The 12,721-nt window shown below is 66.9% G+C and carries 11 protein-coding genes; 4 read left to right on the forward strand and 7 right to left on the reverse strand.

The genetic code is table 11. From position 1 onward, the window contains the following. The first annotated feature begins 91 nt into the window (after window positions 1–91). Window positions 92–754 (forward strand): BAR domain-containing protein, encoded by a 663-nt coding sequence (locus SLUN_RS01075; RefSeq protein ID WP_257153617.1) that lies wholly within the window; start codon window positions 92–94, stop codon window positions 752–754. Here the strand turns inward: SLUN_RS01075 and SLUN_RS01080 are convergent. Further along, entirely contained in the window at window positions 672–1,502 is an 831-nt protein-coding gene (locus SLUN_RS01080; RefSeq protein WP_254710161.1) for an IS5 family transposase, read from the reverse strand. The two genes, SLUN_RS01075 and SLUN_RS01080, sit on opposite strands and share 83 nt — an antisense overlap. 312 nt (window positions 1,503–1,814) lie before the next feature. Between SLUN_RS01080 and SLUN_RS01085 the strand changes: the two genes are divergently transcribed. Continuing rightward, window positions 1,815–2,330, forward strand: a complete 516-nt coding sequence (locus SLUN_RS01085; protein ID WP_108146745.1) for a hypothetical protein — start codon at window positions 1,815–1,817, stop codon at window positions 2,328–2,330. A gap of 286 nt (window positions 2,331–2,616) precedes the next feature. On the opposite strand, the gene SLUN_RS01090 is transcribed toward SLUN_RS01085, so the two are convergent. Both SLUN_RS01090 and SLUN_RS40660 read right to left on the reverse strand, forming a co-directional pair. Further along, window positions 2,617–3,192 carry a hypothetical protein gene (locus SLUN_RS01090; protein WP_108146746.1) on the reverse strand — a complete coding sequence of 192 codons (576 nt, stop codon included), beginning with the start codon at window positions 3,190–3,192 and terminating at the stop codon, window positions 2,617–2,619. Window positions 3,193–3,960: 768 nt separating this feature from the next. Then, on the reverse strand, window positions 3,961–4,083 hold the full coding sequence (locus SLUN_RS40660) for a hypothetical protein (protein WP_257153618.1): 123 nt from the start codon (window positions 4,081–4,083) through the stop codon (window positions 3,961–3,963). A 158-nt stretch (window positions 4,084–4,241) separates the two neighbouring features. On the opposite strand from SLUN_RS40660, the gene SLUN_RS01095 reads away from it, so the two are divergent. Further along, window positions 4,242–7,160: a tetratricopeptide repeat protein gene (locus tag SLUN_RS01095; RefSeq protein WP_159100115.1), complete on the forward strand. Its 2,919-nt coding sequence runs from the start codon at window positions 4,242–4,244 to the stop codon at window positions 7,158–7,160. Window positions 7,161–7,317: 157 nt separating this feature from the next. On the opposite strand, the gene SLUN_RS01100 is transcribed toward SLUN_RS01095, so the two are convergent. The 3 genes from SLUN_RS01100 to SLUN_RS01110 form a co-directional block, all read right to left on the reverse strand. Beyond that, on the reverse strand, window positions 7,318–9,174 hold the full coding sequence (locus SLUN_RS01100) for an ATP-dependent helicase (protein WP_159100116.1): 1,857 nt from the start codon (window positions 9,172–9,174) through the stop codon (window positions 7,318–7,320). Next, on the reverse strand, window positions 9,158–11,155 hold the full coding sequence (locus SLUN_RS01105; protein WP_159100117.1) for an AAA family ATPase: 1,998 nt from the start codon (window positions 11,153–11,155) through the stop codon (window positions 9,158–9,160). Before SLUN_RS01105 ends, SLUN_RS01100 begins: the two co-directional genes overlap by 17 nt. Window positions 11,156–11,278: 123 nt before the next feature. Then, on the reverse strand, window positions 11,279–12,136 hold the full coding sequence (locus SLUN_RS01110; protein WP_159100118.1) for a hypothetical protein: 858 nt from the start codon (window positions 12,134–12,136) through the stop codon (window positions 11,279–11,281). A 118-nt stretch (window positions 12,137–12,254) separates the two neighbouring features. Here SLUN_RS01110 and SLUN_RS01115 point away from each other — a divergent pair, with 118 nt between their 5' ends. Then, entirely contained in the window at window positions 12,255–12,401 is a 147-nt protein-coding gene (locus SLUN_RS01115) for a hypothetical protein (protein WP_170146518.1), read from the forward strand. 92 nt (window positions 12,402–12,493) lie between these two features. Here the strand turns inward: SLUN_RS01115 and SLUN_RS01120 are convergent, their stop codons facing one another. Further along, window positions 12,494–12,667 (reverse strand): hypothetical protein, encoded by a 174-nt coding sequence (locus SLUN_RS01120; RefSeq protein WP_108146752.1) that lies wholly within the window; start codon window positions 12,665–12,667, stop codon window positions 12,494–12,496. Window positions 12,668–12,721 lie beyond the last annotated feature (54 nt).

Here is a 12,721-nt window from a genome sequence, read left to right on the forward strand (position 1 = left end):
ATCGGCTGACAGGCACCGTCCGCACCACCTGCAGTAGAGCTGCTCCCTGCCGAGCATGACAGGTCTCAGTGCGTCGTGGCAAAGGGAGTCCGTGTTCGATGAGCAGGGGCTTCTTCGTGTGCAGGGCGTGATCGCGGAGGGTTGGGGCCAGGCAGCGGACGGCTTGTTGTTGATCGAGGAGGGTGCGATGCCGTCGGTGCTGGGGTTGATGGAACGGCGTGAGGCGCGGGCGAGGCAGGAGCTGGGGTCCTGGACGGAGGTCCTGGAGCAGGCTCAGGCGGAGGTGGATGCCGCGCGGGAGCGAGTCGAGCGGGCCCGGGTGGGGCGTGAGGAGCTCGTGTCGGTGCTGGCCGAGGAGAGCGCGGTGAATACGCCGGTTTCCGTGCCGTCTGGTGGTGAGGCGGCTGCCGCTGGGGGATCGAGCGGCTCCGGCGCGGTGTATGGCGAGCGGCCGCCGGTGTGGCGGTCGGGCATGGGTGAGGAGGTGCTCAGCGGCCTCTATCGGGAGGTGTTCGCCGCGGTGGTGGCCGCTTCGGGGCCGGTGAGCGGGGTGGAGCTGACGCGCGTGGTGGGCCGGGAGGCGGAGATCAAGAACGAGGTGGAGAAGATCCGTCACCGTGCCTACGCGCTGGAGAAGCGGGGCTGGCTGCTGCGGGAGAAGAACGGACGGTTCATGCCCGCGCCCGGGGCCGTCGGCCGGAACGCTTCTCCGGCCAGCGCGGGGCATCGCCGGCCATCTGGCGCGACAGCCTGATCGTGGCTGCCCACCACACCATCTGCTGGTGGTGATCGGGGCGGCGTTCGTGGTCGCGGTTGAGGCGGCGTGAGCGGGAGAGCCAGCTCAGCGTTCGCTCCACGACCCACCTGCGGGCCAGTACGACAAATCCGCGTTGTCCATCGGATCGGCGCACGACCTCGATCCGGACTCCGTGACGGGCGAACGCCTTCGCCAGCGCCGGACCCTGGTAGGCGCTGTCGACCCACACCAGTTTCAGCAGCCGGCCCGGCTGCTCCATGAACGTCTCCAGCAGTGCGGGGGCGGCCTTGGAGTCGTGCACATCGGCCGTGGTCACGGTCACCTCCAGGAGCAGGCCCTCCGTGTCGGTCAGGATGTGACGCTTGCGCCCGTCACGTGACTTGCCGCCGTCGTATCCGCGACTGTCCTCGCCGACGGTCTCGGAGGCGTCCACCGACTGACTGTCGATGATTCCCGCACTGGGCTCGGCGTTGCGGCCTGCGCGCTCCCTCGCCGAACGTCGCAGGCGTTCGTACAGCTCACGCACGTAGTCGTAGGACCGCCAGCGGCGGAAGAAGTCGTAGACCGCCCGCCAGTACGGGAAATCGACCGGCAGAGCCGTCCACTTCACGCCGTTGTCGACGAGGTAGCGCACCGCGTCAAGCATCTCGCGGTGGCAAAACGCCTCCGGACGCCCGCCCAGCTTGAGGAGCCACGCCGGCACCGGCATCGCGGCGCGGACCTCGGCCCACTCCGCATCCGTCATGTCACTGGGATAGCAGCCTGCCCGCCGTCCCGGAGCGATCGAACCGAACCGGTGCACGTAGCAGTCACACCCAGGGGTGACCGCGGTGGACGCATGCGCAGAGATACTGCTCAACTGATCAGGCAACGGGCTTCCTTGGTCGTGCTGGTGTCGTAACCGCGTCACTGCCAAGGGGCCCGTTCTCTCATGCCCGCGACCGCACCCGAACCTCCGTCCAGATGATCACCCGCTGCCGCTCGAACAAGATCCGGTTTGCCACAACGCACTAACAATTCCCGGTGAGCAAACGCAGGTTCCTGCCAGACTCCGCTCATGAACCCACTGAGGCTGCGTGCGCTCGTCACGCGGTTACCTGACGACATCAGCGTGAGTCTTGCCGCGCAAGCGCTTCTCGGGCAGGCCGTGCAGGCTGAGGTGATGATGGACACCCTGATTGCCTCGCGACTGGGGCGCTCCACATACGAGGTTCTTCTCCTCCAGAGCAAGGCGATATGCCAGCTGAGCATCAACGCCAAGCTCGGGTTGCTCCAAGAAATCCTTGAAGCCGAACGGTGGGACGATGACTTCCCTTTCGTCCTCCCCGTGCTTCGTGCACTCTTCACCTTGCGGAACAAGCTGGCCCACTCGCTCCCCTACGAGTTCGACGGAGCTGATCAGGGAGAGCTCACGGCGAACCTCTGGTCGTCCCGTCGTGGGGCCGTCAAGATCGAGCAGGTAAGCCTGGCCACGATGGTCGGTCTGGTCCACTCAGCACAGCACGTCACCCAGGTTGACATGCAGTTCCTGCATGTCCGTGCGCTTCCCGAGGAGTACTGGACCGCCGAATGAGCAGCTCCTCCGAGGCTGTAGCCGCAAGCCGCGGTTAGTCCAGCTCGGCCCGTCCGGAGCGCAGGTCACCTGCTTTACGACCAGAGACGTCAAAGGGTGAATCCTCACCTGCTGCCGCGGGCTCACGTTCTGGCACAGATCTTGGGGAGTGGTCGCGCAGGGTTACTGGGTTGATTTCAACCTGAAGTCGCGGGTCGTGGGGCTGGCGGTCCACCCGGGGGCCGGGCCGGCGGCGCCCACCCCGTGCGGGTGCACGTAGGAACGGATCGCCTCCGCCCCGTTGTTCCTACGCGGGTGGTGCGAGCCGGGCGGCCCACTGCTCGCGCGGCGCCTGCCTGCTGGCGTGTAGGCGCACGGCGTCCTCGATCTCCTGCCTGGTCAGCGCGAGGACTCCCAGCGGGACGGGGTCGGCGTGGACCCTGCTGAGCGGGGCCATGGCGTGGCGGGCGTGGTCCAGGGTCACGTACGCGCCGAGCAGCAGTTGCAGGTGCGGGGTGCTGACCGTGTTCCGGTCCCCGGCGCTCTCACGCAGTCGGGTGCACCCGGCGAGGCGCCGCACCGCCGCGGTGTATGCGCGCCACACCGGGATCGGCACCAGCAACGTCACCTCCCGCAGGTCCTGGTCACTGGCCAGCGGGAAGGACTCGAGCTCCCGCGACCACCATCGGCCGCTCTCCAACGACTCCTTCAGCAGGTGCTGCGCGGTGTAGAAATGGAACTGATGCACCCGCAGGATCGCCACCGCCACCTCGCGCTTTTGGCGACGCTCGTCCCTGGTCCGCAGCACACTGATCACGACCTGGCTCGCGATGGTCAGCGCACCGCCCAGCGCGACTGCGATCAGCGTCTGGAGCACGCCCACCCCCGGATCATCCCGCCGATTGGCCAGCGCCCGCACCCTGGGCCGCGTCGACCCGATGGCGCGCAAGGTCCCCCGGCGCGCCGGGGACGGTGTCGGCCGGCACGTCCAGCGTGATCGCCCGCAGGCGCCGCGTCTACGGATCGACAGGAAGCGGACCGAAAACCTCCGCCAGACTCCCGGCCTTGGTGGATTCGGGCCCGCGACCTGAACGACTACGGCCTCGGGGATTAATGGAACCGTGGATCGATGAGATTGAGATCCGCACGTCTCGCTCCGCCTCCGCGCTGCCGCAGGCCCGCGGGGCCAGCCTCAGGCGGCCTACTTGTCGTTGGTCCGGTCTGCGCGTAGGGCTGATGGGGTGGGACGGCCAATGGGCAGGACACCGGCGACGATAAGTCGGGGTACTTCGGTGGGTGATCTGGCGTGCTGGATGATCCATACGCGGTCTTCAAGATCGGAGTAGCCGCCGCGGTGGTCGCTGTGGTCGCCGATGGCGAGGATGCCGAAGGGCGGTCCGGTGGCGTTGTAGTTGGCAGCCTGGGCGACGTAGTCGCGTTCGACTGCTTCGTGGGTTGCCGAGGTGAGGCGTCGTTTGACCTCGATGACGTACCGGTTGCAGACCCGCGCGAAGGACTGAGCGGAGATCCGTCGACTTCTCGGGCTCGAGGAGAGGTGAGAGCCATTGCAGGGAAGCCGGGGATCTCGAGGAACAGAGCTGCGGCCGTTCCACAGACGCGATGAACAGCCGGGTGCGCTGACCGGGCCCGGTTAGACACGGAGTTGGTCGAGCAGCCAGCCAATGACGGCGCGCGTGGTGCCGGCGATGAAACCTGCCAGGGCAGTGCGCCCCAGGGCCAGGCGCTGTCGGCGGTTGCGTTGTGTGCGGGGCATCGGTCCTCCATGAGTCGAGGTCGGCGTGGGTGGCCGGCCTGCTTCCCACGATGGGGGTTGCTCGGCATGGAACTCTCAGTCGCAATCAGTCGCGCCGACAGGTAGCCGTTGTGACAGTTCGGGGCGAGGCCATGGGGCGAATACGCGACGATATTGCGATGAGCCGCAACAAGGGGGAGGGGCCGGTGCGGCGGCCGCGGACTGTGAAACGGCCGCGCGTGGCACCGGGCCGGTTGCACGAGCTGAAGAGCCTGCTCTACGAGCTGTACTCGATGGCTGGCGCGCCGACGCTGGACGAGATAGCCGAAGACATTGCAAACGACGACGCCCTCGACGGCGCACCGAGCCGCGATACCATCCGCCGCGTCCTGACATCTGCGGAGTTGCCTGCCCATCGGGACGATGCGGTCGCTGTCGCCGTCGTTCTGGCTCGGCGGGCGCAGGCGAGCGAGGACGACGCCACAGCGCGGGTGTGCAGCCTGTGGGTCCAGGCACGCCTGCATCCCGTCGAGGCCCTGGGACTGCCGGTGAGGGAGCTGGACCCCTTCGCACTGGAGGTGCACCGGCCGATTGCATCAAGTACGACGAGGAAACTCCCCGTGAATGGACTGCCCGAGCTGACGGCCTATGTACGGCGCGCCCATGATCAGCAGTTGGGCGATCTGGTGGAACAGGCCGTAGGGGGCCGAAGTGTGCTGGCGGTGCTGGTCGGCGGATCCTCAACAGGAAAGACCCGTGCCTGCTGGGAAGCGGTGCAAGCAGTGCCGGACCACTGGCGGTTGTGGCACCCCTATGACCCCAGTCGGCCCGAGGCCGCCCTGGAGGCCCTCGAACGGGTCGGACCGCACACGGTGGTGTGGCTGAACGAGACCCAGAACTACCTCCTCACCCCCGCTGCGACGCAAGGCGAACGCCTCGCCGCCGGTTTGCGCACCTTGCTGAACGACCCGGAGCGAGCCCCGGTCCTCGTTCTGGGCACCATCTGGCCTGAGTACTGGACCACTCTCACCACCTCGCCCCCTGCCGGCCTCGCCGGGCAGCGTCCTCACACTGCAGCCCGAGACTTACTCTCTGGAAAGGGCATCGCCGTCCCAGAGACATTCACCGGTCAGGACCTGGATCCGTTGTGGGAGGCGGCCGCTCTTGATCAGCGGCTCGCGTTTGCTGCCGATCGTGCCGAGCAGGGGCACGTCACCCAGTACCTCGCTGGAGCTCCCGCTCTCATCGAGCGATACCGCACCGCCCCCGCGCCCGCGCGAGCTCTCATCGAGGCGGCCATGGACACACGGCGCCTTGGCCACCGCCCTGCTCTGCCTCTCGATCTCCTAGAAGCCGCCGCCGAGGGCTACCTCACCGATCCGCAATGGGATCTACTGCCCGACAACTGGGTGGAAGAGGCGCTCGCCTACGCCACCCAGCCTCTGCGCGGAGCCCTCGGGCCCCTACGCCTCATACGCCCCCGTCAAGGGCAAACCGCCTTTGCTCAGCCCCACTATCGCCTCGCCGACTATCTCGAGCAACACGCACGCGCGTCTCGCCACGTCAGCCGCGTCCCGGCTCACCTCTGGCAAGCGCTCATCGACCACGCCGCGCCCAGTGAGCACATCAGCTTCGCGTACGCAGCTCGCGACCGGGGTCTGCTGTGCACAGCCGTTCGCTTCTACACCACCGCCGCCCACGAAGGGAACCCGTCCGCTCTGCGGGCGGCGGCCGACCTGCTGCGGGGAGGGAGCCGGACCGACGAGGCACTTGCCTGGTACCAGCGCGCTGCGGACGCCGGCAACACCATCACTCTTCGGGCGGCGGCCGAGATGCTAGGGGAGGCAGGCCGGACCGACGAGGCCCTGGCCTGGTACGAGCGCGACGCCCACGAGGGGAACCCGTCCGCTCTGCGGGCGGCGGCCGAGATGCTAGGGAAGGCAGGCCGGACCGACGAGGCCCTGGCCTGGTACGAGCGCGATGCCGACAAGGCATTTCCCTTTGGGGCGGCCGAGATGCTGCGGGACGCCGGCCGGACGGATGAGGCCCTGGCCTGGTACCAGCGAGCGGCCGACACCCTAGCCAACACGGACCTGAGCGGGGAGAGCCTGCGACATGCGGCCGAGATGCTGCGGGACGCCGGCCGGACCGACGAGGCCCTGGCCTGGTACCAGCGGGCAGCCGACGCCGGAGACTCCGACGCTCCGCGGGCGGTTGCCGAGATGCTGCGGGAGGCAGGCAAGGCCGACGAGGCCCTGGCCTGGTACCAGCGGGCAGCCGGCACCGGAGACTCCATGGCACTTTGGGTGGCAGCAGAGACGTTGCGCGAAGCTGGACAGACGAGCGAAGCGATTCTGGAGTATCAGCGGGCTGCAGATGCCGGGAACACGATGGCCTTTTGGGTGGTAGCCGAGTTACTGCGGGAAGCCGGCCGGACGGATGAGGTCTTGGTTTGGCTGCACGACCGGGTCGGCGGGAGCAACTCCATCGCACTTCGGGTAGCGGCCGAGACACTGCGCCAAGCCGACCGAACCGACGAAGCCCTGACGTGGCTACACGAACGAGCCGACGCCGGGTACACCGCCGCCCTGCTGATAGCCGCCGAGACACTGCGCCAGGCCGACCGCATCGACGAAGCCCTGACGTGGCTGAACGAACAAGCCGACGCCGGGAACTCCACGGCCCTGCTGATAGCCGCCGAGACACTGCGCCAGGCCGACCGGACCGATGAAGCCCTAACCTGGTATCAACGTGCAGCAAGCGCTGGGAACTTGATGGCATCCCGCCATGCGGCACAGATGCTGCGGGAAACTGGTCGAATCGACGAAGCCATGATCTGGTATCAACGCATCGCCCACGTCGGCACGAGCATCGACCTTCGGGAGGTAGCCGAAATGCTGCAGGAGGCTGGCCGAATCGACGAAGCCCTGACGTGGCTGAACGAACAAGCCGACGCCGGGTACACCGCCGCCCTGCTGATAGCCGCCGAGACACTGCGCCAGGCCGACCGAAGCGACGAAGCGCAGGCGCTGCAGCGGTATGGCTGGGCACCGGACGGCTCCATCGAATCGCCTTGGGAAGCCCCGGTACCGGACTGATGCTGAGGAAAGAGCCTGAGCCCGCTGAGTGGCCGCACGTGGCCGGTGGTGCCTCCTTGCTCCACCTTAGATTCCGGCGCCCGATTCTCCTGCACGGGACGACTAGGACCTCATTCCGCGGCGGGCTCAGCAGCGGGTCGGGTACCGACGCTCCGCACTATGGCAATCGGCTGGCCATCTCCATCACGAAGTCCGAGGGGCCATCCGGCCGCCAGTATCCGTTCTTCGTGTGGTACCCGGGGCCGTAGATCAGGTGAAGCGCCGATTCTGCTCGGGTAAGGGCCACGTAGAAGGCGCGTCGCTGCTCGGCGAGCTCCTTCGGGTTCGGGTCGCGCCACAGCCCGCGATGGTTGATGCGTCGTGGGATGATCCCGTTGAGCAGCCCAGGGAGGATCACTGTGTCGAACTCCCGGCCCTTGGCTGAGTGGTAGGTGGTAAGCAGGATCTTGCCTAGCACTTGCTCTCCTTGTGCCAGGTCCTGAAGCAGGAGGCCCTTGGTCTGACACAGGTGCGCAAAATCATCGAGGCTGGTGCTGTTGTCCTTGTCTGGGTGCTGCTCAGCAATCTCATCCAGTGTGAGACGGTCGCGTAGCTGCTGCAGCCAGTCATGCGCCGGTGCGCTCATCGGGTAGAGCGAGTGGGGGTCAAGGCAGGTCTGCAGGGTCCTCAGCAGGGTCAGGCGCGAGGCAGGGGGAGGCAACTGAGCCTCCGTGCGGAGTTTCTTGAGGGCGTGCTCGAGCGCGACCAGCCGGGGCGCCTCCGCCCGGCGTAGCATGCTGGGCCGGTCCTCAGCGGAGGCAGCGTGGATCTGGTAGTTCGTCACCGCGGAGCTGGCGCAGCGTTGGATGAACCGGGAGAGCGTTCCGGCGGGGAGCTTGTCGTCGCGCTCGTGTAGGAAGTCCATCCCCCGACGGGACAGTTCGGTCAGCAAGGTGTCGAGGACGGGGCCGCGTTGCGGATAGAGGATGGCGATCCGCTCGGGGCGCACCTGCTGGTGCTCTGCCTGCTCGGCGAGGTCGCAGGCCACTCGTGCGTGGTCATCGAGTCCTCCTTCGACTACTTCGGCGTTGACCTCTCCCGGAGATGCTCCGTCGCGGGCCTTTCGCCCGCGGCTTTCCCCCAGGGCCGCCTCCGCATGGGTGATGATGTTCTGGCCGCTGCGGTAGTTCACTTCCAGGGGTAGGTCGCGGAAATCTTCGCGGCTGGCCAGGGCGGTGAGGTACTTGGCGTCGGCGCCGCTGAACCCGTAGACGGACTGGTCGGTGTCGCCGACGGCAAAGACGGTGATGCCGGCCAGGTCGTGCAAGGCCAGGACGAGTTCGTGGAGAACACCTCCAAGGTCCTGGTACTCGTCCACGATGAGGTGTGGGAAGCGGGCGTGCAGGAGGTCTCTCACGGGTTCGTTGTCGCGCACGATGCGCAGGGCCCGCGTCACCATGGCCTCGAAGTCGATCTCTCCCCGGGCGACGAGCTGCTCCTCGTAGAGGCGGGCTGCCGCCACTTCTCGCGGGTCGAAGCCGTCGAGTGGTTCGTTGCATGCGTTGGCGCGGCGGATTCTGCTGGCCTCTCCTGTCCTGAACTGGGCCAGGGTCTCGGCGATGCCGACCGCGTCGAAGCAGTGCTGCAGGAGCACCTTCGTGGCGGTGTCGCCGAGGACCTGCCCTGCCTGCGGTGCGGGTTCGCGGGTGAGTGCGGCGAACGCGCGCAGAATCTCGTTCAGGCAGAAGGCGTGGACGGTAGTACAGGTGATCCGTCCTTCGGCGCGCACACCGCGCTGGGTAACGCGGCGGCGGATCTCATCGGCGGCGGCGTTGGTGTAGGTGACGCAGGCGACGCCGCGGAAGGCTGAGATCTGTGTCTCCAGCAAGTAGGCGGTGCGGGCGACGAGCGTTCGAGTCTTGCCGCTCCCCGGTCCCGCTCTGAGAACGACGTTGCCAGGGTGCAGTACCGCCTCGCGCTGCCTGGGATGGAGATCTTCGAGTTCGCTCAACAGCGCGTCACTGACCTGGAACATCGGTTCCCCGCGAGGCGCTGTGGGTGTCCGGGAGGGGTGCGAAGAGTGAGGTTTCCCGCGTCTTGCGGGAGATGTCATCCAAGGCCAGGAACAGGTAGGAGGCACTGCCCAGTTGGCTCAGTACCTGAGCATCCAGGGGTGCGGATGCGTCGGTGATCCCGGCTACCGCGCGGATGCGGGCGCGCAGGTCGATCGTGCTGATGTGCGCGGCAAGGCGCTGTGCGAAACGGCCTTTACCCAGATCGGAGATGCGGTCGAGCAACTTCTTCCGGGTCTCGGGATCCACCCCAAACGGATTCGACTCGTTCATGACGCCATCGTTCACCTCCACGATCGCCGTCGGATTGCTGTTCAGGTCCTGGAAGGCGTGCAGGATCTCGTCGCCGAGGATGCGGCAGAGGTCGGTCTCCAGGGTCTGGGCTCCGACGTACACGCCGGCGGTTTGCAGGCCGTCGGCCAGAGGGGCACGGCTCTCGTTGTAGCCGGCTCCCCCGTACGCGGGCAGATTCCCAATTCGGTCCAGCAGCATGGCGTTTTGCGTGGGATCGGGGTGGAGCTTCGCACCGCGTCGGAGTCCGGCTTCGCGCCTGCCGCGCTTGTCCGGTGCGGCATCCCCATCTGTGATGATCACATGGGGTGTGCTCAGGCCGCTGGGACCGAGGAGAGCCCGGTAGGGCTTGAAGTCGGTGCCGTGGACGCTGGCGACGATCGCCCCGTAAGCGTCGAGGTCAAATCCCGCAGCGGCCGCAAGGGCCGGCAGAACATACAGCTCGGCCAGACCTTCGACCAGGACCACGGCGGAGGCGAACAGGACCTCAGCGCGGCTGACGTCGAGATAGCGCTCCAGGTCCTCTGCCTCGTCGTCGGAGACGGGGAGGGCCGCCGTACTCGCTCCGACGGTCCCGTTATCAGTGGCGCGCAGCACGATGAAGGAGCGGACGGGAGCGACCGCGGCGATGTGCGGGCTGTGCGTGGTGAGAACGAGGGACGGACCGCTGCGCAGCAGATAGCCGAACAGGTGCCGCTGGAGGCTGACGTGCAGGTGCGCTTCGGGTTCTTCGACAGCGACCAGAGTCGCGACGAACTGCTCGTCCAGGCGCTGCTGGCTGAGGGCTTCCAGCAGGAGGCCCAGGTAGATGACGTTGGCGCTGCCCAGGCTCGCGTCGGAGATGCCTCTACGGCGGGCTGTGTCCATGAACAGCTGGACGGCGCGGACGAGCTCGTCGGGCTTTGAGGATGCGAAGCCGAGCGTGGGCTCCACGGCCAGGCGCGGGCCGAGCATGGCTCCCAGCCGGATGGAGAGGTGCTCCTCCAGCTTCGCGACGTTGGCGTCCTGCGCCAGTTGGTCCACGGCGGCGGCGATCGCGGCGGCGGTCTCCTTCAGGTTGGCCGGGTCCAGAGGAAGCCGCTCGAGAAGGTCCCGCAAAGGGCTGCGACGCCAGTTCTGCAGGTCGCCTTCCGCGTCGCGCAAGGCCGGCAGGACCCGCAGCGCCACCTCGCGGCGGATCGCACGGACGTCGTTGGATTCGCTCTCGCCGCCGAACACGACGAAGTCGTAGTCGTGCGCCGTCAGGGGCCGCCCGGTCATCTGCACACTCGGGCCGGCCGCGAGCTGGACCTCGGCACGGGGGGCGAACCGGTAGGTCAGACGGGCGGTGTAGGGGTCGTAGCCCACGGTGGCTGCGGACAGGACACTCTTAGCGTCGTCATCTGTGTCGTACCCCTGAAGTTCCACGACGACGGTCACCTCGGCCCCGCCAGCCAGCCCTGCCGGGTCGCCCTCCCAGATGTCCTCCTCGCGCAGCAGGCGACGGGAGTCGGGCAGCGAGGGATCCAGCACCAGACGGATCGCCTCCAGCAGATTCGACTTGCCCACGCCGTTCTCGCCAACGATCACCGCCTGGGCAGGAAAGTTGTCGATGTCCAGGTGATGGAAGTTGCGGAAGTTCCGAATCTCGATCCGCGAGATGTGCAGGCCCATTCGTCCCCTTGCCAACCCTCTGGGATCCATACCGAGCAAGCATCCCAGAACGCACCATGTCCTGACGGTCTGTCTGCCGGTCTGTAGCCGTGACGAGTTGGGCGCGGTCCCAAATCAGCAGCGTCAGCAGGTGTCGTCAGAGGCTGGTGAGCACGTCCATGCCGTCACCGTGTGAAGGGTCCAGCCTGAACGATCCCATCGGTACACGGCTGCATCGGCGTGGAGCGAGCCGAGCCAGATGGTGTGCACGGTGGGCGGCACTCTGGGGCTGTCTGTGGGCAGGAACCCATGGGACAGGGACATGGTGATGCTCAGGTCGGATGGATCTGCCCAGATGAAGAGGTGCCCCTCCCGGTCGGGATGACGGGCCAGCTTCCTCACCTTGTTCATGCCCTGTTGTGAGGCGAGGAAGCCGTCGAGGCAGGGCGTGATGGTGTTGGCGTTGCTGCGGGCGACCCCGAAGTTCATCTCGAAGGGGATGATCCGACCGGCTGCACTGGCGCTGCGAATCCGCTCGGCGCGTGTGACGTTGAGCCTCGCAAGGTCTTGAAGGTCCCCAACGTGCTGCGCCGTGGGAAGCTCTCCCGCTGGTGTGCTGTCGTCCCAGCCGTTCAGACCGATCTTGTCCACGTTCCTGCACTCCAAACGGAGCAGCAGGGCCGTCAGCCGGGCGCGGATCTGCTTCAACTGTGTGTCGGCGGTGAACTGAACTTGCCAGTCGCCCTGGAGATCGGAACGCGTCTGAGCGTAGTGGCGGTCCACGCCGTGCCACAGACGCTGACGGGCGGGATCGATGGTGGACGACACCTCCAGAGCGACGTGAGGCCCTGCGCTGCCGACAGCAGAGTCAACAAGGAAGTCCACCTTGCCGTTCTCGGTTTGATCGTCGTAATCGACCCGTCGTGTTCCCAGGATCTCGTTGACGGCGGCCTCCGCGCGGAGTTCTTCCAGGGAAGGGAGCAACGGCTGCTTTGGCTTCACACATATGACCGTACGCCGGGCATTCACGACGCACGAGACGTTTTTGCCAGCACGAAGGGTTTGGGGCGAGTCGTGGCTCAGTCGGTGCGGGGGTTCACCTCGTACCGACGACGTCTACGTGATCACCGATCTGACCAGCAGACAGGCATCCCCACAACGCCTCGCGGCCATCGTCCGCTCGCAGTGGACCATCGAGAACCGGCACTGGCCCTTGGTGAACCACGCCACGATCAGTGGGGCCGCAGTGGGTGAGGACGTCGGGTAGGGGCCGTGCCAACCGCGGCTAACCTGGCCTTGGGGGCAGGTCACCTGTCGGCGGTCGAAGTCGATGTCGAAGTCGTCCCTGCCGAACTCGGCCTACTTGATCCAGTAGCGCACCGCGGTCTCGGTCGGGTCGAAATCCTTGGCCATCTGGCCAACGGACCGGTCGCTGCGTCGGCGCAACTCAACGATCTCGACCTTGAACTCTGGAGTGAGCGAGCGACGAGGGCGCGGCTTCTTCTTCCCCGTACTCTCGATGATGGACATCATCCTTCCGGGCTGAAGCCCTGGTCTTCGATGTCCAAAGCGGATCAGGCCAGCAGA

It is taken from the genome of Streptomyces lunaelactis (assembly GCF_003054555.1).
Classification (GTDB): Bacteria; Actinomycetota; Actinomycetes; order Streptomycetales; family Streptomycetaceae; genus Streptomyces; species Streptomyces lunaelactis.